The sequence below is a fragment of the Sulfitobacter sediminivivens genome, from assembly GCF_042611115.2.
GTDB lineage: Bacteria > Pseudomonadota > Alphaproteobacteria > Rhodobacterales > Rhodobacteraceae > Sulfitobacter > Sulfitobacter sediminivivens.
In genome coordinates this window covers 123,326-146,964 of the sequence record NZ_JBHGAR020000010.1, presented here as the reverse complement: position 1 = coordinate 146,964, position 23,639 = coordinate 123,326, and the positions used below count along the sequence as shown (strand labels likewise).

Annotated in this window: 26 protein-coding genes; 10 read left to right on the top strand and 16 right to left on the bottom strand. The window is 54.6% G+C overall.

The window, feature by feature from the left end:
• Positions 1-125 (bottom strand): GTP-binding protein (locus tag ACEWL3_RS12275; RefSeq protein WP_386183206.1); only part of this gene is annotated, 125 nt, incomplete at its 3' end.
• Between the two features lie 119 nt (positions 126-244).
• Positions 245-823, bottom strand: coding sequence for a hypothetical protein (locus tag ACEWL3_RS12270; protein WP_386182867.1), 579 nt, complete (start codon positions 821-823; stop codon positions 245-247).
• A 124-nt stretch (positions 824-947) separates the two neighbouring features.
• On the opposite strand from ACEWL3_RS12270, the gene ACEWL3_RS12265 reads away from it, so the two are divergent.
• Positions 948-2,303, top strand: coding sequence for a cytochrome P450 (locus tag ACEWL3_RS12265; RefSeq protein WP_386182869.1), 1,356 nt, complete (start codon positions 948-950; stop codon positions 2,301-2,303).
• Here ACEWL3_RS12265 and ACEWL3_RS12260 read toward each other — a convergent pair.
• The 3 genes from ACEWL3_RS12260 to parC all read right to left on the bottom strand — a co-directional run bounded on the left by ACEWL3_RS12260 (position 2,300) and on the right by parC (position 7,071).
• The gene (locus ACEWL3_RS12260) at positions 2,300-3,391 is read right to left on the bottom strand and encodes a M48 family metallopeptidase (RefSeq protein WP_386182871.1); all 1,092 of its coding nucleotides are present in this window, start codon (positions 3,389-3,391) and stop codon (positions 2,300-2,302) included. The genes ACEWL3_RS12265 and ACEWL3_RS12260 overlap by 4 nt on opposite strands.
• Positions 3,388-4,653, bottom strand: a complete 1,266-nt coding sequence (locus ACEWL3_RS12255; RefSeq protein WP_386183208.1) for a DUF898 family protein — start codon at positions 4,651-4,653, stop codon at positions 3,388-3,390. Before ACEWL3_RS12255 ends, ACEWL3_RS12260 begins: the two co-directional genes overlap by 4 nt.
• 111 nt (positions 4,654-4,764) lie before the next feature.
• On the bottom strand, positions 4,765-7,071 hold the full coding sequence (gene parC, locus ACEWL3_RS12250; protein ID WP_386182873.1) for a DNA topoisomerase IV subunit A: 2,307 nt from the start codon (positions 7,069-7,071) through the stop codon (positions 4,765-4,767).
• Positions 7,072-7,271: 200 nt separating this feature from the next.
• Between parC and ACEWL3_RS12245 the strand changes: the two genes are divergently transcribed.
• From ACEWL3_RS12245 to ACEWL3_RS12230, 4 genes are all read left to right on the top strand, one after another.
• Positions 7,272-7,922, top strand: coding sequence for an SH3 domain-containing protein (locus ACEWL3_RS12245; RefSeq protein ID WP_386182875.1), 651 nt, complete (start codon positions 7,272-7,274; stop codon positions 7,920-7,922).
• A 90-nt stretch (positions 7,923-8,012) separates the two neighbouring features.
• The gene (locus ACEWL3_RS12240) at positions 8,013-8,840 is read left to right on the top strand and encodes an SDR family NAD(P)-dependent oxidoreductase (protein ID WP_386182876.1); all 828 of its coding nucleotides are present in this window, start codon (positions 8,013-8,015) and stop codon (positions 8,838-8,840) included.
• 57 nt (positions 8,841-8,897) lie between these two features.
• Positions 8,898-9,104 (top strand): twin transmembrane helix small protein, encoded by a 207-nt coding sequence (locus ACEWL3_RS12235; protein WP_386182878.1) that lies wholly within the window; start codon positions 8,898-8,900, stop codon positions 9,102-9,104.
• Positions 9,104-9,676, top strand: coding sequence for a cob(I)yrinic acid a,c-diamide adenosyltransferase (locus tag ACEWL3_RS12230; RefSeq protein WP_386182879.1), 573 nt, complete (start codon positions 9,104-9,106; stop codon positions 9,674-9,676). Before ACEWL3_RS12235 ends, ACEWL3_RS12230 begins: the two co-directional genes overlap by 1 nt.
• A 47-nt stretch (positions 9,677-9,723) precedes the next feature.
• On the opposite strand, the gene ACEWL3_RS12225 is transcribed toward ACEWL3_RS12230, so the two are convergent.
• The gene (locus tag ACEWL3_RS12225; RefSeq protein ID WP_386182881.1) at positions 9,724-10,089 is read right to left on the bottom strand and encodes a VOC family protein; all 366 of its coding nucleotides are present in this window, start codon (positions 10,087-10,089) and stop codon (positions 9,724-9,726) included.
• A 191-nt stretch (positions 10,090-10,280) separates the two neighbouring features.
• On the opposite strand from ACEWL3_RS12225, the gene ACEWL3_RS12220 reads away from it, so the two are divergent.
• A complete protein-coding gene (locus ACEWL3_RS12220; RefSeq protein WP_386182883.1) occupies positions 10,281-11,039 on the top strand; it encodes an electron transfer flavoprotein subunit beta/FixA family protein in 759 nt (252 codons plus the stop codon).
• A complete protein-coding gene (locus ACEWL3_RS12215) occupies positions 11,039-11,965 on the top strand; it encodes an electron transfer flavoprotein subunit alpha/FixB family protein (protein WP_386182885.1) in 927 nt (308 codons plus the stop codon). The genes ACEWL3_RS12220 and ACEWL3_RS12215 overlap by 1 nt, the downstream gene beginning before the upstream one ends.
• A 68-nt stretch (positions 11,966-12,033) precedes the next feature.
• Here the strand turns inward: ACEWL3_RS12215 and ACEWL3_RS12210 are convergent, their stop codons facing one another.
• On the bottom strand, positions 12,034-12,867 hold the full coding sequence (locus ACEWL3_RS12210) for a DUF6473 family protein (protein ID WP_386182887.1): 834 nt from the start codon (positions 12,865-12,867) through the stop codon (positions 12,034-12,036).
• Positions 12,868-13,025: 158 nt separating this feature from the next.
• On the opposite strand from ACEWL3_RS12210, the gene ACEWL3_RS12205 reads away from it, so the two are divergent.
• The gene (locus tag ACEWL3_RS12205) at positions 13,026-13,901 is read left to right on the top strand and encodes a 3-hydroxybutyryl-CoA dehydrogenase (protein WP_386182889.1); all 876 of its coding nucleotides are present in this window, start codon (positions 13,026-13,028) and stop codon (positions 13,899-13,901) included.
• A 61-nt stretch (positions 13,902-13,962) separates the two neighbouring features.
• On the opposite strand, the gene ACEWL3_RS12200 is transcribed toward ACEWL3_RS12205, so the two are convergent.
• The 7 genes from ACEWL3_RS12200 to ACEWL3_RS12170 all read right to left on the bottom strand — a co-directional run bounded on the left by ACEWL3_RS12200 (position 13,963) and on the right by ACEWL3_RS12170 (position 19,375).
• Positions 13,963-14,814 carry a lysophospholipid acyltransferase family protein gene (locus tag ACEWL3_RS12200; RefSeq protein ID WP_386183210.1) on the bottom strand — a complete coding sequence of 284 codons (852 nt, stop codon included), beginning with the start codon at positions 14,812-14,814 and terminating at the stop codon, positions 13,963-13,965.
• Positions 14,815-14,887: 73 nt separating this feature from the next.
• Positions 14,888-15,157, bottom strand: a complete 270-nt coding sequence (locus ACEWL3_RS12195; RefSeq protein ID WP_386182891.1) for an HPr family phosphocarrier protein — start codon at positions 15,155-15,157, stop codon at positions 14,888-14,890.
• 14 nt (positions 15,158-15,171) lie between these two features.
• Complete coding sequence (locus ACEWL3_RS12190) at positions 15,172-15,564, bottom strand: PTS sugar transporter subunit IIA (RefSeq protein ID WP_114879871.1); 393 nt, start codon at positions 15,562-15,564, stop codon at positions 15,172-15,174.
• Positions 15,561-16,478, bottom strand: a complete 918-nt coding sequence (gene rapZ, locus ACEWL3_RS12185; protein ID WP_435000954.1) for an RNase adapter RapZ — start codon at positions 16,476-16,478, stop codon at positions 15,561-15,563. Before rapZ ends, ACEWL3_RS12190 begins: the two co-directional genes overlap by 4 nt.
• Positions 16,475-16,888, bottom strand: a complete 414-nt coding sequence (locus tag ACEWL3_RS12180; RefSeq protein ID WP_435000952.1) for an HPr kinase/phosphorylase — start codon at positions 16,886-16,888, stop codon at positions 16,475-16,477. Before ACEWL3_RS12180 ends, rapZ begins: the two co-directional genes overlap by 4 nt.
• A 48-nt stretch (positions 16,889-16,936) precedes the next feature.
• A complete protein-coding gene (locus tag ACEWL3_RS12175) occupies positions 16,937-18,664 on the bottom strand; it encodes a sensor N-terminal transmembrane domain-containing protein (protein ID WP_386182897.1) in 1,728 nt (575 codons plus the stop codon).
• A 9-nt stretch (positions 18,665-18,673) separates the two neighbouring features.
• On the bottom strand, positions 18,674-19,375 hold the full coding sequence (locus ACEWL3_RS12170; protein ID WP_114879874.1) for a response regulator transcription factor: 702 nt from the start codon (positions 19,373-19,375) through the stop codon (positions 18,674-18,676).
• Positions 19,376-19,746: 371 nt separating this feature from the next.
• On the opposite strand from ACEWL3_RS12170, the gene ACEWL3_RS12165 reads away from it, so the two are divergent.
• Positions 19,747-21,345: a phosphoenolpyruvate carboxykinase gene (locus ACEWL3_RS12165; protein ID WP_386182900.1), complete on the top strand. Its 1,599-nt coding sequence runs from the start codon at positions 19,747-19,749 to the stop codon at positions 21,343-21,345.
• A gap of 57 nt (positions 21,346-21,402) precedes the next feature.
• Here the strand turns inward: ACEWL3_RS12165 and ACEWL3_RS12160 are convergent, their stop codons facing one another.
• Together ACEWL3_RS12160 and ACEWL3_RS12155 are read right to left on the bottom strand one after the other, a co-directional pair.
• Entirely contained in the window at positions 21,403-22,119 is a 717-nt protein-coding gene (locus ACEWL3_RS12160; RefSeq protein WP_386182902.1) for a hypothetical protein, read from the bottom strand.
• A 91-nt stretch (positions 22,120-22,210) separates the two neighbouring features.
• The gene (locus ACEWL3_RS12155; RefSeq protein WP_386182904.1) at positions 22,211-23,092 is read right to left on the bottom strand and encodes a helix-turn-helix domain-containing protein; all 882 of its coding nucleotides are present in this window, start codon (positions 23,090-23,092) and stop codon (positions 22,211-22,213) included.
• A 186-nt stretch (positions 23,093-23,278) separates the two neighbouring features.
• Between ACEWL3_RS12155 and ACEWL3_RS12150 the strand changes: the two genes are divergently transcribed.
• Entirely contained in the window at positions 23,279-23,638 is a 360-nt protein-coding gene (locus ACEWL3_RS12150) for a helix-turn-helix domain-containing protein (protein ID WP_435000949.1), read from the top strand.
• Position 23,639 lies beyond the last annotated feature (1 nt).

Sequence of the window (23,639 nt, the reverse complement as noted above, 5' to 3'; positions counted from 1 at the left end):
TACGCCTGAAAGTCACCAAAATACTTGGTGATCGCCGCCGTCAGCGTCGTCTTGCCGTGGTCAACGTGACCAATCGTACCAATGTTAACATGTGGCTTATTACGTTCAAACTTTGCCTTACCCATGGGGCCGCCCTTTATATTGAGGGGCCCTGACATGAGGACCCAAACCTATCTGGCGCGCGATCTATTTGGTTCGGGCAATAAAATCAAGCGCGACTTGCCGCGCTCTTTGCCTTGAATTGCTATTCTGCCGCGACAGATGCGACAACCTCTTCCTCTGGCGTACCTTTGAACCAGCCTTCGGCCTTATTTTGCTTTATCAAATATGTTTCAATGGCTTTGGCTGCATTTTGACTGAGGTTCTTGAGCTGCTCTTCGGCTGTCTTGGTATAGCCGGACCCAACCACCGGCCCCTGATCAAAGGATTCAAAGACAGTTATCTGGTAGGGCTCCGTGTTCAGTTTTTTATTCTTTGCATCATCCCAGACTGTCAGCTTTATGACCAATATCGACTTTGGTGCAAAGACCAGTGGAATTCCGGGCTGCGCCAGGGCATAGCCTTCAATGCTCATCCCGAAGTGATAGTTGCGCGCGCCGTCGTAGCGGCCAAATCGCTCTTCTGTTGCATCGGTGAGCGCTGTTGTCAGTTCTTCGACAGACGCCGTACGGCTAAGCGGCGCTTTTTGCACTTTGGGTGCAACAGCGATGTTGTGCTGCAGGTTGAAATCACCCAGAGGTACGGCAGCCTTGTTCAAATCGGCGGCTCCATTACAGGCGGCAAGCATCACAACAGACATCAAGACAGCAAGAATACGGTTCATTAATAGCCCCCCAACGGCAACAACATCAAAAACGCGATACCCCACCGACGACAAGGGTGCAATCAATTGCCGCGTTTGAAGTCGGACGGACTGCATCTATGTTGAGCATGAAGGAGCACATCTCATGACCACAAACGCCGCCCATCCCGTCCGGGTTCCTTTGGTCACTGAACCGTGGGGCATCTTGAAAAGCCTGCGTATGGCGCGGCGCAATGTGCTGAGTATCATACCCGATATCGCCACCAAACAACCGATGGTATCAGGCAAGACAGGCAAGCGATGGCATATGGTGATGGACACCGCTGCGATCCGCCATATCCTGCTGGATGGGCTTGAGGACTATCCGAAATCCGTCGTGACAAAGAACTTGCTCAAACCTGCCATCGGCGAATCGCTTTTTATCGCTGAAGGGGCGCATTGGCGCTGGCAGCGGCGCGCGGCAGCCCCGGTGTTTTCGCACCGCAACGTGATGAACCTTGCGCCGATCATGACCAAAGCCGCTGAACGGGCGTGCACCCGGATCACTGATGCGGGGCCGCGCGCTGTGAACTTGCTGGATGAAATGGTCACGACCACCTTTGACGTGATTGGTGATGTGACGTTTTCCGGCGGCGATACATTTGATCGCGACAAGGTGCATGGTGCCATCGACGCCTATATCGCTCAAGCTGGCAAGATCAGTCTATTTGATATCTTGGGTTTCCCAGATTGGGTGCCGCGCCCCGACAGATTGATGTCAGGCAGCGCGTTGAAGGAAATGAAAGGCATGGCTGATAGCGCGATTGAGGCACGCTCAAAGCGCGGCCACGAGGGTGTACCGGACCTGCTTGATCTTCTGCTCGAAGGTGTTGACCCAAAGACAGATCGCAGAATGAGCACGGCAGAATTACGCGACAACCTGCTGACCTTTATCGTCGCCGGACATGAGACGACGGCGCTGACGCTTGCGTGGTCGATGTATTTGATGGGATTTGATCAAGACGCCCAGACCCGTGCGCGCGAAGAGGCACAATCGGTCCTTCAAGGGCGTGCGGCCACCGGGGATGACGTTGAAAATCTGCCCTATATCCGGATGATCATAGACGAAGCCCTGCGCATGTATCCGGCTGCCGGGATCATCTCGCGCACCGCGCAGAAAAAAGACACGCTGTGTGATCGCGAAGTGTTGCCCGGCGATACAGTGATGATCCCGATCTATGCGCTGGGTCGGAATGAGTTATTGTGGGACGATCCTGACGCCTTCCGCCCCGAACGATTTGCCGACCGCAAAGCGATTGACCGATATGCCTATCTGCCGTTTGGTGATGGGCCGCGCATTTGCATCGGGGCCAGCTTTGCCTTGCAAGAAGCGGTCATCATTCTGGCGACCTTGCTGTCGCGCTTCAAATTTACGCCAGTGGCAGGCAAAGAACCGGAACCTGTGATGATCCTGACCTTGCGGCCCGAAGGGGGCGTTTGGCTAACAGCAGAGCCGGTCTAGTTGCAGATTTCTTGCAGCGCGCCCCATTCCGCATCGGTCATTGAGGGCGCATATTCTGCATCCGGATCGACCACTGAGCGGGCTGCATCAATGCGGTCGCCCAGCGACGGATGGCTCAGGAAATGGGCCGCGACACCTTTGCTGTCGCCATGTTTGTCGCGCAGATTTGCAAACATATCACCCAGCGCACCGGGGTTTATCCCTGCCTGCTCTAAAACCTCATGCGCGAACGTGTCCGCACCGATTTCCGCTTTTTGGGAATATTGTGCGCTGATCAACCGTTCCGTCAGGAATAGAACCGCCGCACCGCCCGCAAAATCGCCAAACAGTAGACCCAATACCCCAATAGACCCTGCAGAACGCAATGCATGTCGGGTCGGATCGCGACTGATCACATGGCCGATTTCATGGGCCATCACAGCGGCAACTTCGTCAGGTCCGTCCGCCGCATCAATCAGCCCCTGAAAGATCACTACAAACCCACCGGGCAAAGCAAAGGCATTGACCATGTCGTGATCAAGCACCGAAACAGTCACATCCTGCCGAAAATCGCGCTTGCCGCTCAGGTCTGCGACCAAATGTTCAAGTACGGCGCTGCCTTCGGGTGCCTCGCAGACCTCGAGCGGGTTCAATCCGGTTTCGTCCAGCGCTTCACGGATATGACCAAAGGTGGCCTCGCCCAGCGCACGCTCGCCTTCTGCGGGGATCAGAACCGCAAGATTATCTGCCAGTAACGGGACCAGAAAGCCGACTTGCAATGCCACTGCCCCCACTGCGGCCAATGCCCAAGCGGCCAGACGCCCACGGCCATGCGGCGGCGCGCGACGGTGCAGATGCGGTATACTTCGCAAGAGTTTTGGGTCTTTCAGCACCAGCCGCGCCACTGGATCATTGACCCATCGCAGGATTGCGTTTGTTTTTGCTGCGTTGTCAGGCAGTTGCCTGATCTCAGATAGTGGCCAACGAACCGTTGTTTCATCGTCCAGCCTAAGCTCAAGAATGTCGCCGGAAATCATTGGCTGGACCGGTTGAGCCAGCGGCGTATCACCATCGAAAAAATGCGCCCGTGCGGGCATCAGGCCACTCATATCGCGGCTCCCAGATCAAGCGCCTCGGCAAAGCCTTCGGCCTGCGCCAGTTCATCACGCGCGCGTTGGCTGACGTTCGCAATTCCGGTGGTCGTTGGCAGCGTGGTGGTCAGCGCCATATGCCGCATGATCGGAAAGGTGACGAAAGTATTGTGCAAAACGCCCCACATCAGAAAGACAGCCAAATACATGACCCCAAGCAAGACGAGGGAAAGCCAGCGTGGCCAGTCCGAGAACGGGCTTGAACCCGCAGCATCAGGCGACAGGAGAATGCCATAGCCAAAGAATGCTGCGGCCATAAAAACCATCAGGCCGATCCCGATGACCAGCGCCAAATAAGCGATGAAATTGCCCCACACATAAATCGTGGTGATGCGCGGTCCTTTCAGTGCGGATGCAAAGGCAATACCATCCGCGCTCTTGTGATTTGCCATCAGGCGTTTGGCGACCCAACGGTAATGAATGGCCCCGTAGATCAAGCTTGAGAAACACACTGGCACCAACCAAAGGCGCATCGGATCGTTCAACCCAAGTGCCGCATTTCGCCCCTCAATAACGGCATCCAACTGGCCCAGAAAAACATCAAAGTTTTCCGGCATGTCGCCCAAGACTGGCGCAAACCACAAAAGCCAAAGCGCCGTTCCCAAGCTTGCCAACACTGCGATGATAAACGGGACCGCCGCCTTGTAAAGCATGGTCCACCGCCCGCCCTGCACCAGCTTTGCAGACCCAAAAAAGGTACGATCCGTGCGGTATTTCTCTAACAGAAACGTCATGCGGGGCCACAAGAGACCAAGGCTCACAATCGTCAATGCCCAGTGCAGCAGCGCGCGTCCCGCATAGCCCCATGCGCCTTTTTCCAAACCAAACCGCACGCCCCGCCACCGGGTCCGCGCCAGCACATAGCGACGTGCACGGTAACGGGCGTAAAACCAAATCGGGATCACCCCGACAAGGCTCGCCAGATATCCCAACCAGGAAGAATTAAAGACCGAAAAGCTGACAAACATCAGCAGTAAATTCACGATGCCGATGTAGAACGTCAGGATCACCACCGCGATAAAGAACCCCAACAGCTTTTCCATCGGGTCGCCGACATATTCCAGCGGATGCCCGCCGGGCCGGATAGCCGACCAATACCAGCGGCGCAGGCGGGTCTTCATCCAGAACCGATAAAAGCCCAGCGTCAGAATGGTGAAAAAGCCGGTCTTTAGCGCAAGCCAGAACAGCGCACCACGTTTGCCGACAAAATCCACGACCATGACGTCGGCCCTTGGCGGCTCAGACAGCGGCGGCTCAATCTTTATTTTTGGGCTGGCAGCAGTCCAAGGGCCGCGCGGCGCACTCGTATCGCTCATGACGCCGGGTCCCAATCAGTTGAATTTATTGTCACGCGGGAACCCACGAGGGGCCATGCGCCCCGCACTGGCCCTCTTGCCGGACCATTCGGCCAAGTCCACCTCTGTGCGCGTACGCCCCGCCGGATCAAGCCAGTTCAGCCCCTGCGCGCTGTCATAGGTGGTGGCATCAGACAGCCCACCGTCCTTGTATTTCTGCAAACGCACGCCTTTGCCCCGTCCCATTTCAGGCAGTTCATCAAGGCCGAATACCAACACTTTGCGGTTCTCGCCCACTGTCGCCACGCTGTCGCCACTGACCGGGCGGCACACCCGTGCGGATACATCGCCGCGCACATTCAGCACCTGCTTGCCGCTGCGGGTCTGGGCAATCACATCGTCTTCGGGCACCACAAATCCATCGCCTGCACTGGATGCCACCAAAAGTTTGCGGCCCTGCTGGTGAATGAACAGTGCGACAATCTGGGCCTCGTTCGGCAAATCAACGATCAGGCGCAATGGTTCGCCCATCCCCCGCCCACCCGGAAGGTTTGAGGCGGAAACCGTGTAAAAACGCCCGTTTGATCCAAACGCCAGTAGCCGGTCAGTGGTTTCGGCATGAAAAATAAATCGCGGCCCGTCACCGTCTTTGAATTTCAGTTCGCGGTTGAGATCAATGTGGCCGGTCATCGCCCTGATCCAGCCCATCTGGCTGCACACGACGGTGATCGGTTCACGGTCAATCATTGCCTCAATCGGCACATCCTCGACTTCACCAGCCTCGGCAAATGTCGTGCGCCGTGCACCACCATGCCAATCCTTGCCAAACTGTTTTTTGGTTTCGCGCAGCTGGTCGGTGATGCTGTTCCATTGCAGGGCGTCACTTTCCAGCAAGTCCTCAAGTCCGGCACGTTCTTCCATCAACGCGGACTGTTCGCGCAGCAGTTCCAGTTCCTCCAAGCGCCGCAAGGACCGCAGACGCATGTTCAGGATCGCATCGACCTGCACCTCGCTCAGCGAAGGTTCGGTTGCCGGAGCTGGCGACACATAATCCGCCTCATCGCGGGCCCGCACATGATCAAGCCCCCAGTCCTCGCGCATCAGTGCGGCCTTTGGATCGTCATCATAGCGGATAATATCAATCACCCGATCAAGATTGAGGAACGCGACGATGAAGCCTTCCAGAACTTCCAAACGATGGTCGATCTTTTCCACACGGTGGATCGAGCGGCGTTGCAACACCTCACGGCGGTGATCAAGAAAGGCGCGCAGCACCTCTTTCATGCTGCAGACTTTGGGCGTCAGCCCGTCAATCAACACGTTCATGTTCAGCGAAAACCGCACCTCAAGATCCGAGTTGCGAAAAAGCATGCCCATCAGCACATCGGGGTCCACATTCTTGGACCGCGGCTCAATGATCATCCGCACATCTTCTGCAGATTCGTCGCGTACATCCCCAAGGATCGGGATTTTCTTGGTCTGGATCAGGTCAGCGATCTTTTCGATCAGCTTGGATTTTTGCACCTGATAGGGGATTTCTGTGATGACAATCTGCCAGAGACCGCGCCCCAGATCCTCAACGACCCAACGGCACCGCAGGCGGAATCCACCTTTCCCGGTGCGATAGGCCGACGCGATATTCTCGGGCGGTTCAACAATCACGCCACCTGTCGGGAAATCCGGCCCCGGCACATAATTCAGCAGTGTGTCGTCGCGGGCATCGGGCGTCTTGATCAGGTGGATACAAGCGTCACACAGCTCAGCAATATTATGCGGGGGGATATTCGTAGCCATCCCAACTGCAATGCCGGATGACCCATTTGCCAACAGGTTCGGGAATTGCGCGGGCAGCACGACCGGTTCGGTCAGCGTGCCATCATAATTTTCACGAAAATCAACGGCGTTTTCGGTCAGCCCGTCCAACATCGCTTCGGCCACAGCCGTCATGCGTGCTTCGGTATACCGGCTTGCGGCGGGGTTATCGCCGTCGATGTTGCCAAAGTTCCCTTGCCCATCGACCAGCGGATACCGCACGTTAAAGTCCTGGGCCAAGCGCGCCATGGCGTCGTAAATCGCTGCGTCGCCATGCGGGTGATAGTTACCCATCACATCGCCGCTGATCTTTGCCGACTTGCGGAAGCCCCCATCAGAGGCCAATCGCAATTCGCGCATTGCATAGAGGATTCGGCGGTGAACAGGCTTGAGCCCGTCACGCGCATCCGGCAGGGCGCGGTGCATAATCGTCGAAAGCGCATATGTCAGATAGCGATCACCCAGCGCGAGGCGCAGGGGTTCGGACACCTCTTTTGGGTCCATGTTGGGCGGATCACTGAGTTCTGACATTGCTGCTGTGTAGCCAAGGGCGCGACAGGCGGCAAGCGGATGATTGCACCCTTTATGCAAAGCCGACGACCAACTGCGGCTGCCCTGCCACGGGAAGAGTTTATTACAATTCCCCCTGCACAAAAAATTAACAATTTGCTATTGGAACATTTGAACGAGTTTTGTGTTAGATTCCAAATTAGATGTTCTGGGGTTCGGTAATGAAGAAATTTATTTTAGTCACTTTTGGTTTTCTGGGTTGGGCGTTCTATGAAATGAGCGGCGGCGCTGAGTTTGAACCAGCAAGTGTGCGTATGGCCAGATTGAACCCTGTCGCAGAAACCCAAACGCCCGTTCAGACCGAGATAGCGCAAGAGATACCGACCGATACTGTTATCGCCGAGGCACCTGTCACGTTCGTGGACACCGATCCACCGCTCGATAACACCGTAACACGTGTGGCCCTGAACCTGACATCTTTGCAGGATGTTCTGAAAGAAGCAGACCCCACCGAGCCGGCACGTGAAGTTTCGGCACAAGACGAAAATGGTGTACCTCAAAACGTAGGTGTCTTGCTGTCATCCGCCGACACCCCTGCGATCATTCCCAGCCTGATTGCTCCGAACGAAGGCGTGGCGGCTGATCAATCTGCAAATTTTGCATCATCGGTTGTGGGGGATGTGCGTACTGTGTCTGCAAACCGGGTGAACGTGCGGGGCGGGCCGGGCACAGATTTCGACGTCGTTACCAAATTGGTGCGCGGTGACGCAGTGGAAGTATTGCAAGACAACGGGGACGGCTGGGTCAAGATGCGCACCCTTGATGGCGGCCCCGAAGGATGGATGGCGGATTTCCTTTTGGTGGGCGGTTAAGCTCCCGTTGATCCGTTGAAAACCCGCAATGCTTGTTGTGTTTCGCGCGATGACGCGCAATGAAAGGTCTCCAACTTGGGGACCTTTTTTATGTCTGCTAAATCCATCCTGATCACCGGCTGTTCAAGTGGCATCGGCTATGCCGCGGCCCATGGCCTGCGCGCACGGGGCTGGCGGGTATTCGCGGCATGCAAGCAACAGGCCGATTGTGACCGCCTTGCCGTAGAAGGGTTCGACGCGCCCCTGTTGGACTACACCGATGAGGACACCATTCACGAGGCCATTGCCCATGTGCTGGCGCAAACGGGCGGCACATTGGACGCAGTATTCAATAATGGCGCACACGGGTTGCCCGGAGCAGTCGAAGATTTGCCCACCGCAGCTTTGCGCGAAATATTCGAGAGCAACTTTTTTGGCTGGCACACGCTGACCCGTGCTTTGATCCCTGTGATGCGCAAACAGGGGCACGGTCGAATTGTGCAATGTTCTTCTGTCCTAGGGTTCGTAACCATGCCTTGGCGCGGTGCCTATAACGCGACCAAATTCGCCCTTGAAGGGCTGACCGATACCCTGCGCATCGAAATGCGCGATACCGATATCGACGTGATCTTGATTGAACCGGGCCCCATCACGTCAAAAATCCGGGTGAATTCGATCCCGCATTATGAACGCTGGATTGACTGGAAATCATCAACCCGCGCCGAGCAGTATCAGACAACGCTGAACAAGCGTCTTTACGAATCGTCTGGTCCGGACCGGTTTGAATTGCCCGCAGATGCTGTGGTCAAAAAACTGGCCCATGCGGTCGAAGTGCGCCATCCCAAGGCGCGCTATTACGTCACAACCCCCACCCATATTGCTGGTGTATTGCGCCGCATTCTGCCGACAAAGACGCTGGATTGGGTACTGGGTCGCTAAAAAAGGTTGCGCAATGGCGCTTGCCCGCTACATCTGCGGGCAACAAAGGATAGTCTTATGCCCTCTGATCCCCTGTTTGTCATTGTCGTGCTGGCCGTTTTGCTGGTTGTTGTGGTTCTGATGTTTGGCCTTGGCGGTTTCGCCGGAGGCGGCGCGTTTAACAAGCGCAATGCCAACAAAATCATGCGGTTGCGCTTGATCACGCAGTTCATCGCGGTGGTGTTAATCGTGGCTTATGTCTACCTGCGCAAGGCTGCCGGTTGATGGTTGTTCTTAACAAAATCTACACCCGCACAGGGGACGCAGGGACAACCGCTTTGGGCAATGGTGAGCGCGTCGCCAAGCATAATGCGCGGGTCGAAGCCTATGGCACTTCGGATGAGTTGAACTGTTTTGTTGGCGTTGCACGGCTTGAGGCGACCGGGGAAACCGACATTGCATTATCCCGCATTCAAAACGATCTCTTTGATCTGGGTGCCGATCTGTGCCGCCCCAACATGGACGCGGACAAAGATGCGGAATACCCGCCCCTGCGTATGGCTGCCGAGCAAGTTGACCGGCTTGAGCGCGAGATTGACGTGATGAACGCCGATCTGCAGCCACTGCGCAGCTTTATTTTACCAGGTGGCAATGCATTGGCAGCGCATCTGCACGTTTGCCGCACCGTGGCGCGACGCGCCGAACGCTTGGCGGTGCTTCTTGCAGAAGATGAGGCAATCAATCCATCGGCGGTAAAGTACCTCAACCGACTGAGCGATTGGTTCTTTGTCGCCGCGCGCATGGCAAATAACGGCGGCAAGGATGATGTGCTGTGGGTTCCGGGCGCTAACCGCTGAACGCTGTGCATAACCTAAACGCGTGAGCATGCAAAATCGGCTAGGTATCAAGGCGCAACGGGTTCCCAAAGCTCAATAGCGTTGCCTTCCGGGTCACTGAGATGCGCAAATTTACCGATGCCCGGCATATCATCCAGCCGTTTCACGGCAATGCCTGCCTGATCTAGCTGCCGCATCATCGCCTCCAGATCGGCAACCCGGAAATTAAGCATGAACGATTTGTCAGCCGGGAAATAATCTGTATCTGCCGCAAATGGCGCGAAAACTGTTGGGCCACCTTCGGCCATCCAGGGAAGGCTCTCAGCATCTGTGGGGACAAGATCAATACCAAGATGATCATTGTACCATTTGGCCAGCGATTGCGGGTCTCCCGACCGAAAGAAAAACCCGCCGAATCCCAAAACCTTTTCCATGTCATTCTCCTTGTTGCACAAAAGGCGGAGCAAAGGTGGCGCTAACAATATTCCGGACGTTACGTTCGTGGCGCAATGTCGCGCAATAATGACGATTTTCCCCTGTTTCACCGCACCTGAACGTTATATCACCCAACGAGAGTTTCGGAATGCCGGACTTCCGGCACCAAGAATTGAGGAGAAGAACGCCCATGAAGGTATTGGTACCTGTCAAACGCGTGATCGATTACAACGTGAAAGTGCGCGTAAAAGCGGACGGATCGGGTGTTGATCTTGCCAATGTGAAAATGTCGATGAACCCCTTCGACGAGATTTCTGTCGAACAGGCCATCCGCCTGAAAGAGGCAGGTCAAGCCGACGAGATCGTCGTTGTTTCCATTGGCGTCAAGCAAAGCCAGGAAACGCTGCGTACGGCGTTGGCCATGGGTGCGGACCGGGCCATTCTTGTTGTGGCAACAGATGATGTGCACAACGACATTGAGCCGCTGGCAGTTGCCAAAATCCTCAAGGCAATTGTGGACGAAGAGAAACCGGGTCTGGTCCTGACGGGCAAACAAGCCATCGACAACGACATGAACGCGACAGGGCAAATGCTGTCTGCGTTGCTGGGCTGGTCGCAGGCAAGTTTTGCTTCTGAGGTTACCATTGACGGTGATCACGCCGTGGTCACACGTGAAGTGGACGGCGGCCTGCAGACCATCAAAGTGACGATGCCAACCGTTGTCACCGTTGATCTGCGCCTGAATGAGCCACGCTATGCGTCCCTGCCCAACATCATGAAGGCAAAGAAGAAGCCGTTGGATGAAAAAACGCCCGAGGATTACGGCGTTGATGCGTCTAACCGTCTTGAGATTGTTAAGACAGTCGAACCAGAAGCGCGTGCTGCTGGCATCAAAGTGGCATCGGTTGACGAATTGGTCGCGAAACTCAAAGAAGCGGGGGCTGTGTAATGGCTGTTCTACTCCTTGCAGAAGTAACTGACGGCGAATTGGCCATGGATGCCACGGCCAAGGCTGTGACCGCCGCCAAGCAATTGGGTGACGTGACTGCACTGTGCTGTGGTGGTTCTGCCGCTGCCGCTGGCGAAGCCGCCGCCAAGATTGATGGCGTGTCCAAGGTGCTGGTCGCAGAAGACCCGTCCTTGGGTCACCGTCTGGCGGAATCAACAGCCGCGTTAATTGTATCGCTGGCAGGTGATTACGATCACATCGTCGCCCCGGCCACGACAGACGCAAAAAACGTGATGCCCCGCGTCGCGGCGTTGCTGGACGTGCAGGTCATCTCTGACGCCTCAGGTGTTGTGGATGCCGACACATTCGAGCGTCCGATCTATGCCGGTAACGCCGTGCAAACCGTCAAATCAAAAGACGCAAAAAAGGTCATTACCTTTCGCACATCTACATTCGATGCAGCGGGGGATGGCGGATCTGCTCCTATTGAAACCATAAGTGCCGTCGCAAACCCCGGTCTGTCAGAATGGGTGGAAGACAAGGTCGCAGCATCTGACCGTCCCGAGCTTACATCGGCGGGCGTAGTTGTGTCCGGTGGTCGCGGTGTTGGGTCAGAAGATGATTTCGCGCTGATCGAAAAACTGGCTGACAAACTGGGTGCTGCTGTTGGCGCATCCCGTGCCGCCGTCGATTCCGGCTACGCCCCGAACGACTGGCAGGTTGGTCAAACGGGCAAAGTCGTCGCCCCTGATCTTTATGTAGCGGTCGGTATTTCAGGTGCGATCCAGCACTTGGCCGGCATGAAAGACAGCAAGATCATCGTCGCCATCAACAAAGACGAAGAAGCGCCAATCTTTCAGGTTGCCGATTTTGGTCTGGTTGCGGACCTGTTTACAGCCGTGCCCGAGCTCATCGAAAAACTGTAGTTCTTGATAAAGGAACACGTCCTAGAAACGTGACATAAGGCCCGCCTCGCACGGCGGGCCTTATGCGTTCATACCAACCTATTGATCGCCTCGATCAACATATCAGCCGCCTCTGCATGGGCACCCGGCCCCATCATTTGCGCAGCGGCCATTGCCTCCATCTGGCTAAATACCATGCCAGTTGTGCCTGCTGAAATTGCCTCTGGCGACGCAACAACCTCGACCACTTTGGTAGCATACGGCGAAATTTCATCCATCATCTCTCGCGTGACAAAAAGCGGATCGGTGCCCAAATTTTGATCATCATTTTCATCGCAGGACTGCGGTGCATGATCAGAAAGCCACAACAAGATCGTCTTGCCTTTGATCTGCCCCAGCATCAGCCGCATCCGCGCCAGCCAGGCCTGCTGCAGTTCGGTGCGCACTGTTGCGAACCTGTCCGGCGACACCAGCATTAGCCGGTTGAGCATGTGTTTGTTAAAGTGAAAATCTGCAAAATCCACCTCGCGGTAAATCGTGCTCAGCAACTGCGATGCAGAAACAAACCGATCATTCCGCCGCGGATGGACCGTGTAGAATCTGTTGGTCATGTTCTGCGTGCCAAGCACCTGGATCACAGTGATCTTGGCCTTGACCGCCGCATTTACCACGAATGGATCATGCGCAAATGCGTCAATCCCGGCATTTGGAAAACCGAAATTGGCACAGGTCGTGCCGATGGTTTTCTCCACCTGAGCAGGAAATGGCTGTCCGATAAATTTCCCGTAGGTTTCAGTGCCGCCAATGAACGCCAGATACGGCGCGTCCAAATCACGTCTTGGCCCACGGAACAGTAATTTTGAATTGCCGTATCTGCACGGCAAATAGTCAAGGGCCCCCGGCCCCAACGCGTCATAGGTCATCTCACCCACCTTATTAACTCACCCACCACCAAGATGCAGCACTGGGTCCTGCGATTCCCTTAATGAGCGATTTTGATGCACCTTTTAGCCAATCCACGCCCTTGCGGCTGAACCCCCACGCACCTTATTGTGCACAGGTAGCAGCAAAGGGCGCAGCCATGAACATCCAGTCAGTCGGGGTCGTTGGAGCAGGTCAAATGGGCAATGGCATCGCCCACGTGATGTCTTTGGCTGGATATGATGTCATGTTGTCTGACGTCAGTGCCGACGCCTTGACCAAGGCCATTGAGATCATGACCGGCAACATGGACCGTCAGGTCAGCCGCGAAAAAATCACTGCATCAGAGCGTGACTCAGCGCTTGCCCGGATCACCACCACCCAAACGCTTTCTGAATTGGGTCAATGTGATCTGATCATCGAATCCGCCACTGAACGTGAAACGGTCAAGCAGGCCATTTTCGAAGACCTGTTGCCCCATTTGAAGCCTGAGACAATTCTGACCTCAAACACGTCTTCAATCTCAATCACCAGATTGGCCAGCCGCACCGACCGGCCAGAAAAGTTCATGGGATTCCACTTTATGAACCCCGTGCCGGTGATGCAGCTGGTGGAGCTGATCCGCGGTATCGCCACGGATGAGCAAACCTTTAACGCCTGCAAACAAGTTGTTGACCGGCTGAACAAAACGGCCGCCTCCGCAGAAGATTTTCCTGCCTTTATCGTCAACCGCATCCTGATGCCGATGATAAACGAAGCGGTTTACACCCTGTATGAAGGGGTCGGGAATGTGAAATCTATCGACGATTCTATGAAATTGGGCGCGAACCATCCGATGGGACCGCTTGAGTTGGCAGATTTTATCGGGTTGGACACCTGCCTGGCCATTATGAACGTTCTGCACGACGGGCTTGCGGATACAAAATATCGCCCTTGCCCACTTTTGACCAAATATGTCGAGGCGGGATGGCTGGGCCGGAAAACCCAACGCGGATTTTATGACTATCGGGGCGATGTTCCGGTACCAACACGCTGATTTTTTCGGGCGCCCCGTTGCATCAATTTTCCAAGACCTCGGGAAAGGTTCGAGGTCGAAATTAGTCCTTTAATGCCAAGGTTTGCGTCCGCAACCAGGCCATGAACCCGCGTGGATCATCGGCATGTTTGTCGATGTCTTCCTGCGCAATGGGGTGCCCCACAATCGGTGCCTGAGGTTTGTTGCAACTGTGAACAATCTCATGCAACAGCAAACCCTGGCGCAGCATGGGGCTAAGTTTATTTGCGATCTGATAGGCCCTGCTGTTCTGACCGGGAAATTTCATCGGCACCACGCTTGCCCCCGATCGGCGGATCATTTTGGCGGTAAACACATTCCATTCCGCTTCAACAGCAGGACCAAACCAAGTCTCTGAGGTTGCGACGACACCAGAGGGAAACAAAGCCACGACCCCACCTTCTTTGAGATAAGCCATTGCATTGGCTCGCATTTCCACGCCTTTGCGCTGGGCATCAGGATCATGAGGAAATGGCACTGGAATCATATAGCTGCCTGCGACCTCATCAATTGACGTCAACAAGGAACGCGTCAGAATTCGGTAATCAGGTCGGACGCGTCCAATCAGATCTGCAAAAATCATTCCGTCAACCATGCCGTGCGGATGATTTGCAACCACAACAACGGGCCCCGTTTTGGGAATTCGGTCCAGTTGGTATTGCGGCGTGGTCAGGTCAATCCCCATGGTATCGAGGGCAGCACGCCAAAAATGCTGGCCTGACGGCGCGCCGCGTTTTTCAAATTTGCGGATCATGCGCAGGATTGTCAGTTTGCCGGTGCAAAGCTCCATCGCGCTGATAATCCGCGATTTGATCGGATCCTGAAAAGTGGAGGCATAAGACAGACTGCGGCGGTCGTACTTATTGAAGGACACAGTCCCATGATCAGGTGCCATACCTGCGTCCGCTTTCGTCTCATTTGTCTCATCAACCAAGCGGGATCACCTCTTTCAGACCGTATTCAGTTTCCTAGAAGCCTTCGCCGAATTTGTCCGCGACAAGCGCTGTCAATGCTTCTGCCAAAGCAACTTCGTCCGGGCCAGACGTTTGGACGTCAATAGTGCTCCCCCGTGCGGCTGCCAACATCAAAAGCCCCATGATACTGTCACCAGACGCGGACATGCCATCTTTGCTGACCTCAGCGCGGGCGTCAAATGCTTCGACCACTTCAACCAATTTGGCCGAAGCGCGCGCATGCAACCCTTTTTCATTCACGATCTTGAGAGAGATATCAGTCATTCGTTTTGGGCCTTTTAACCTGCGCTGACATTTTGGCTGTCGATGTATTTCTTGCCTGCTTCAAGTGCCGCGCGAACCGCATCTGGAACATCCATTTGCCGGGATTTCGCAAGCTTGATCAGCATTGGCAAGTTTGCACCATAAATAATTCGCCGGTTTTCGGGACGGCAGGCGAGCAAGCTAAGGTTGGACGGCGACCCGCCAAACAGGTCCGTCACCACCACAACGCCCGATCCCTGATCGACCTCGTCCGCGGCGACACATATTTCGCGTTCCTTTGCGGCGCGGTCATGGTCTGCCTCAATAGAGATGGCCCGAACCCCAATCTGGGACCCCACAACATGTTCAATGGCCGACAGATATTCCTGTGCCAATCCACCATGTGCAACTATCACAATTCCGATCACGTCACTGCCTTTACCGGGTGCTGGCGGTCCAGCTCGCGATGTCTTATTGACACCTGCCAGCCCTGTTCTGCAAGGCTCAATGCGTGCTGTTCTGCCAATGTGACGGAACGATGTTGTCCGCCGGTACACCCAAACGCGATTGAAACATGCGATTTTCCCTCATCGCGAAAGGCCGGCAACAAAAGCGCGCTGAGCTCAAGCACCTTGCTGGCAAAAGCGTCGTATCTGGGATCTTGGCTGACATAGGTTGCCACTTGCGGGTCAGTTCCATTGAGCCCACGCAAGCTGTTGTCCCAATAAGGGTTCCGCAAGAACCGGCAATCATAGACCATGTCAACACTGCGCGGCAGGCCACGTTTGTAGGAAAACGACTGTACAGAGATGGTCAAATGATGCTTACCGGTCGGGGCAAACCAATGCTCGACCTCGGCACGCAGTTCGTGCACGTTCAGGTTGGTTGTGTCGATCAGAACGTCGGCGCGGGCACGAATGGGCAACAACATGTCTTGTTCGCGGCGAATACCCTCTGCTGGGCGATCCGCAGGGGCAAGAGGATGCCGGCGTCGCGTTTCAGAGAACCGCCGCAACAGCACGTCAGTCGAACAATCCATATAGAGCAATTCAACCATCAGCCCCTCACGGGCCGACAGCTGTCCCAAAAGGTCCAGCACACCATTTGTCGAAAAGTCGCGGTTACGCGCATCAATGCCCAACGCCACAGATCGCTCCTGCGCAGGCCCATCCAGCAACGCGGGCAATAGCCGCAGGGGCAGATTGTCAATCGCCTCAAACCCGGCATCTTCAAGCACATTCAGCGCGGAAGACCGCCCCGCACCGGACGGCCCCGTTACAAGCACAAAGCGACGGCGTTCTGGATCCATCTTTGGGTCTTGAGGTGTTTCGGGCTCTTTCATAGAGGCATATCTAGGGTGCCCTGCACATAAAGCCAAATCCCTGCTGCAAAATGCGGGCTAGGTGCGGCGTAAAGGCAGCGCAGTGGTATGCCAAGAACTGAATAAACATGGGCATCAGGCAGCCGCTGTTCTTCGCACTGTGAAAGGTCAACGACCAGTTGCAGAGCCGTTGAACCGACATACTCCGCACGGAGCAATCCAATGCCCCGCGCCTCGATCAACCCGCGAATTGCGTCAGGCGCGGTTGCGGTCAGTGCCCCGGCACCATCAAGGTCGATCTGCGTGCGATCATCTGCGACCAACCCCGCACCCAGCGCAATCAACTGCACAGCCAGCGAAGATTTCCCGCAGCCCGACGGCCCCACAATCAGCACGCCCTTGCCAGTGATTGAAACGGTCGTCGCATGCATGATTTCAGTGCGCTGCGTCATTGCATACTGCGGCGTTTGCTCACGCGCTTAGATGGGCAGGCCGACGACAAACCGTGCACCCAGTGGCTCGGACGTGATGTCAGCGTCTGTGGGGCGAATGTTTTCGGCCCAGATTACACCGCCATGCGCTTCGACGATCTGTTTTGAGATCGCAAGGCCAAGGCCGGAGTTATTGCCAAAATGCTCGTCCGGGCGCTGGGAATAGAAACGCTTGAATATCTTTGACAACGCCTGTTCCGGAATGCCGGGGCCTGTGTCCTCAACGACGATCAGAACACGGTTCTCACGTTTGCGCGCCCACACACGAATTGCATCGCCATCTTCACAAAACGAGATAGCATTGGTGATCAGATTTACGAACACCTGAGCCAACCGCGCCTCCAGCCCATGCACGATGATCGGCGAGGACGGCAGATCGGTGATGAAATCAATGCCCTTGCCCTTGGCATCTTCACCCAGGTACTGGCCAAGGTTGCCAAGCATATGCAGCAAATCAAATGGTTCTTCTTCTTCCTTGACCAATTCTGAATCAAGGCGCGAGGCGTTCGAAATATCGCTGACCAAACGGTCCAGCCGCCGCACATCGTGGTCGATGACATCAAGCAGTTTGTTACGTTGGTCTTCACGCTTGATCATCCGCAGCGTGCCAACAGCAGACCGCAGTGAGGCGAGAGGGTTCTTAATTTCGTGGGCCACGTCCGCTGCAAATTGTTCGTTCCCGTCGATGCGGTTGTAGAGCGCTGAAACCATACCGCGCAATGCGCCTGACAATCGACCAATCTCATCCGGGCGGGCCGTCAGATCAGGAATTCGAATGCGTCCGGGATTCATTTTGCGGGCATCCTTGTCACGGCCCAACTCCGCCGCCGCAGAAAGATCAGCAAGTGGATTCGCGATGGTTGATGCCAAGACAAGACTAAGGCCAATCGAGACCAGTGTCGCGATGACAAACATTTGCAAGACGCGTTCCCGTTCACTGCGCACAAATTTGTCGATCTCACCCGCGGCAGAAGCAATGGCGACCACACCCACGGCCTGACCGCCCTGCATGATGGGGGTCATCACTGTAAACAAAGTGTTGCCGGACGTGTCCAGCTTGTACTCGATCTGTGTACCGTTTTTCAGGCTGCCTGCGACCAAGGCTTTGAGCTGAGTTTCCATAGGTTCACCGACCGGTGCATCCTCTGCCCCGCTGAAAGGGCTGGAAACCAAATTCCACACCCAGCTCAGTCCATCGGTCAGAACGGTCGGATTTCCTGTATCAGGTACACCAGGCGTTTTTTCCAATGCCAAGCGCCCCTCAGAGATCGCAACCAACGTTTCAGCCGCGTCAAAAACAAAGACCTCGATCCCACTGCGCAGGTCGAGACCATTGAGTGTCGCTTCGACATCAATACCGTCCTTGGTAGCTAGATTTACGGGTGCACCGGCAGGCAATTGCGCCTCAAGCACATCCGCAATCAATTCAGCTTCTGAAACCAGCGAAGCCCCCCGTTGAACCGCAAGCGAGTCTCTCGAAGAATTGAGATACAGAATGCCGGCAACCAGCACATTCAGGGCGATTAGGTTGAACGTGATAATCTTTCGCGTCAGCGGCGAGGCCCGCAGCGAAAACAGACCGCGCCGTTCACGATGCACTCGCATCTCATCAGGCACGGCCGCATGCGGCGCGACCCAATCGTCGCCCAGCACAACATCACCGTCCCGCGTGGTTTGGGCCAGATCCCGCACAAAGTTCCTTTCCACAATCGCCATCGGCGCTACTTACTCTTCGTTATATCTGTAGCCGATACCGTAAAGTGTCTCAATCGCTGAGAATTCATCATCCGCTGTGCGCATCTTCTTGCGCAGACGCTTGATGTGGCTGTCGATGGTGCGGTCATCCACATAAACTTGATCGTCATAGGCCACGTCCATCAACTGATCACGTGATTTAACAAAGCCGGGACGCTGGGCCAGGGCCTGAAGCAGTAGAAATTCCGTGACTGTCAGGGAAACATCATTGCCTTTCCATGAAACAGAATGACGCAAGGGGTCCATCCGCAACTCACCGCGGTCCATCACTTTGGTTTCTTCGGTGTCCCCAACTTCATTGGTTTCAACCGCATCTTGTCGGCGCAGCAAAGCGCGAATGCGTTCAACCAGCAAGCGCTGGCTAAATGGCTTTTTGACGTAATCATCCGCCCCCATACGCAGGCCCAGGACTTCGTCAATCTCATCATCTTTGGAGGTCAAAAAGATTACTGGCATGGCGGTCTTCTGGCGCAACCGCTGCAACAAATCCATGCCGTCCATGCGTGGCATCTTGATGTCCAGAACCGCCATATCGGGCAGCTGTTTGTTAAACGCGTCTAGCGCTGCTTGACCATCATTATAAGTTTCCACCTCGAAACCTTCGGCTTCGAGAGTCATCGCGACGGACGTCAGGATGTTCCTGTCGTCGTCCACCAATGCTATTTTCGACATTGCCTGTTTCCTTTTTTCTGCTCAATTAACGTTTTTTATTTTTCGTCATTGATCACCATAATTGGTCGCCGAATCAATCTTTAAGTGCGAATCAGCCGCAGCTACCTCCCTATTTTCGCCACAATTTGGTTATTAATGGCTAAATTGCCGCACTTTCTCACCACTGGTGAAGTCAATAATTTATGCAACAGCAGACTATGAGACACCAGAGAGGCCAAAGATCGCTATGGTGGCGCTAACTGCATTAAAGCTGGCTGTTCATAGCTCAAACCCTCGTGCTAAGACCCGCTTTAGGGCCAGGTTGGCCAAGGGCAAACCAGCCCGTTCAAGCAAGACTTGCGCCTAAAACTGCGCAGTACAGGAGACAGAATATGACATCTGGCCGGGTAAACCCGCAGTTTCGCCTTGAAGATCAACAGATCAACGGGTTGGGCAATGTCTATTACAATCTGATGGCACCTGCGCTCATTGAAACTGCGCTAAAGCGCGGTGAGGGCACGTTGGGCAATGGCGGTGCGTTTCTGGTGACGACGGGCAAATTCACGGGGCGGTCGCCAAAGGACAAACATGTCGTCAAAACGGACAGCGTAGCCGAGACAATTTGGTGGGAAAACAACGCTGAAATGTCACCCGCCGGATTTGATGCACTTTACGGTGATATGCTCGCGCATATGCAGGGCGGCGATTATTTTGTTCAGGATTTGGTTGGCGGGGCTGACCCCAAATACGCGATAAACGTACGCATGATCACCGAATTGGCGTGGCATGGGTTGTTCATTCGCACAATGCTGCGGCGGCCAGATCGCGAGGCATTGGATGAATTCATCGCAGACTTCACAGTGATTAACTGTCCCAGTTTCAAAGCGGATCCTGCCAAACATGATTGCCGGTCAGAGACCGTCATCGCGATGAATTTTGACCGCAAGATGATCTTAATCGGTGGCACCGAATACGCCGGCGAAAACAAGAAGTCTGTTTTCACTTTGTTGAACTATTTGCTGCCTGAAAAAGGCATCATGCCGATGCATTGCTCTGCCAACCACGCGACCGGTAATCCTGTCGACACCGCTGTTTTCTTTGGACTTTCTGGAACCGGCAAGACTACTTTGTCCGCCGATCCGGGTCGCACGCTGATCGGCGACGATGAACATGGCTGGTCTGACAACGGCACCTTCAACTTTGAGGGCGGCTGTTATGCCAAAACGATCAACCTTAGCCGCGAAGCAGAACCGGAGATCTATGCCACAACAGAGAAATTCGGCACCATCATCGAAAACATGGTCTATGACGAAGAGACCAAGCAACTGGATTTCGGGGATGACAGCCTGACGGCCAATATGCGCTGCGCCTATCCGTTGCACTATATCTCTAACGCATCGACAAAGTCGGTGGGCGGCCACCCCAAGAACATCATAATGCTGACCTGTGATGCCTTTGGTGTCCTGCCCCCAATCGCCCGGCTGACACCAGCGCAGGCGATGTATCACTTTCTGTCCGGTTTCACCTCAAAGGTGGCGGGCACTGAACGGGGCGTGACCGAACCGGAACCGACGTTTTCAACCTGCTTTGGCGCGCCGTTCATGCCGCGCCGCCCCGAAGTTTACGGCAACCTTTTGCGCGAAAAGATCGCCCAACATGGCGCGACATGCTGGTTGGTAAATACCGGTTGGACAGGGGGCGCTTATGGCACCGGCAGCCGTATGCCAATTAAAGCCACCCGCGCCTTGCTCACCGCAGCCCTCGAAGGCGCGCTGGCGGATGTTGAGTATCGCAAAGACAAGAACTTTGGCTTCGAGGTGCCTGTATCCGTTGCTGGTGTGCCTGACATCCTGCTGGACCCGCGCCGCACATGGGATAATCCCGAGGCGTACGATCGCCAGGCCGCCAAATTGGTTGGGATGTTTGCAGAGAATTTCGGGCAGTATCTGCCATATATCGACAGCGATGTGAAAGACGCCGCAATCGGGTGATATATTTAACTTCTGGATCAAAAGAGCCGCAGGTGACTGCGGCTCTTTTTGCATCCGTCAGGCGGCGAGTGTTTCCAATTCTGCGCTGGGCAAATCTAGCAGGAACCGAATATCCTCGTCGCTCATGTAAACCATGACTGCTTCCATCGCATCCGGTTGGTTCTTAAGGTACCAACGCAGCGCAAGTGGTTCGGCATGCATGAAACCCATACGCAGGCAAAACCCTTTGTACGCCACAGGTCGCGTCATAAAGCCGATGACATACTCAGCCCCAAATTCCTTGATCGCGGCCAGCATGGCGCAACGTCCCAAAATGCTGGAAATGCCGGTGCCTCTGAACTGACCTGGTTCGCCGCCTACCCATGTTTCTCCAGAATACACGACGCGGCCTTTTATCCTTTTGGCACCTGGCCCAGGCTTGTATCGGGATCGGTCATAGTCGATGTCCATTTCGGAGGGCGCAAACCCATGAAAATTCTGCCGAAAAAACTCTGACAAAGAATCGTTTCCGGTGGGCAGCAACCTGAGTGCCTGCGTATGCATGATCCGGCCTTGGCTGTCATGTCCGACAATCCACGCGGAATTGTTGTGGTGCATGTCATGTGTATCAGGATTGAAGGGGTCACCAATCCGGTGATCGGGCCGCGCTTGAGCCAAATATCCCAGATATTCCTCGAAATCATGACCAATGGTCAGACGAATTCCAAGCTTTTCGAGAACATCACGACTTGAAGCTTCAAATCTGTCCTCCGCGTCAAAACCATATAGCGCCATTGACCCCTCCTGCGGTTGCATTCAAGGCTAATCATAACGCATTTTATGTATTCTGCCGCAATATTCGCGCGTAGGTCGTTTTATGAGCGGTTTACATCACCATATCCTCTGACATTTGACGCAGCATATCGTCGCTGACATCTTGTATATCTACGTCATAGGTTCTTCGGACCGCAGATATCATAGCAAAACTGTCGTCCGGAAAACGGGCACCAAGCAGCAGACGCTCGAAAGAAATCGGCAACATTTCAGCCTTGGTGCCCATTGGAAGGACTGTAAAAATGTGATCAAGCCGCACAGACTGATTCGTCTCAACTTCAGCGTAGGCAACGTTGGACAAAACGCCAAAATTACCACCTCCGGGCATTTCGCCGAGCGGCCGGCCAATGCTGGACCGCGACACAGTCCAGCCAAACCATGTAACAAATGAACTTTTCTCGCCAACTTCTGTAAACAACCATTCTTCGCCAGCGCGCCGGAAAACGGTACAGTTGGGCCTCACCCGCTTCAGGGCGTCATGTTCCAGATGCCCCCCCGCCAGAGCCCAGGCTTTCATCACATCAGGTAACATAGGTGATGTTGATTCAAAGAGCTTACCGATTGGTTGCTGTTGCTGGAAAAAGAACCAACCGTCAGGATCTTCGCGACGCAGATATTGCATCCCATTGATCAACCGGGATTGTCCTGTCAGCCATCCCTCCGCACGCGCCAGTAAATCAAGAGCTTCTGGCAATACCGCACTCCCCAACTCGGTCAGCACATATTGACGGTCAGCCACCGCAAAAAGCGGGCCACCCTTTATCTCTTCAAGTTGGTTTACGTGGCGCCTTACGGTCTGTCGGGTGCTGTGCAATTCCCGCACCGCATGGCTCAAATTCAATGTCGCGGCCAAACACGTGAAGGACCGCAACATTTCAAACAAAAGCGGATTGCTCCGGACGTTCGAATTCGGCAATGGCAGGTTACCGTCCAAGAGATCAACACCTCGGATTCATGGTTAATAAATCATACAGCATGGGAACATATATCACCCATCAAGGTATATTCTGTCAACCCGTAAAGGCCTATCTGTAGTTGAAATCGGCTGAAAGTTACTCAATTGCCTGAAAGAGCGTTTTTTTTGCAAGGTGGTCGGAGTTCAATCAGAGGTTCCAGTAATATGTCCCACCCAGTAGATGTTCACGTTGGTCGTAAGCTAAAACAAGTACGCACGTTGCGCCGCCTTTCCCAAACCGATGTTGCCCGCAAGCTGAATCTGTCATTCCAGCAGATTCAAAAATACGAAATTGGGTCCAATCGCGTTGCGGCAAGCCGACTGTTTGAACTCTCTCAGATCTTGGATGTGCCACCGTCGTATTTCTTCGAAGACCTGAAAGACAACGCCGATACGCCCCCCAAAAAGGATCCTGGCATGGCGATTGTTACGGCCTTGGCGGCAATAAAGGACGATGCCGTAAAGTCCCGAATCGTGACATTTATCGAAGATATTTCAGGCAAAACCGTCGCGCGCCATATTTAAC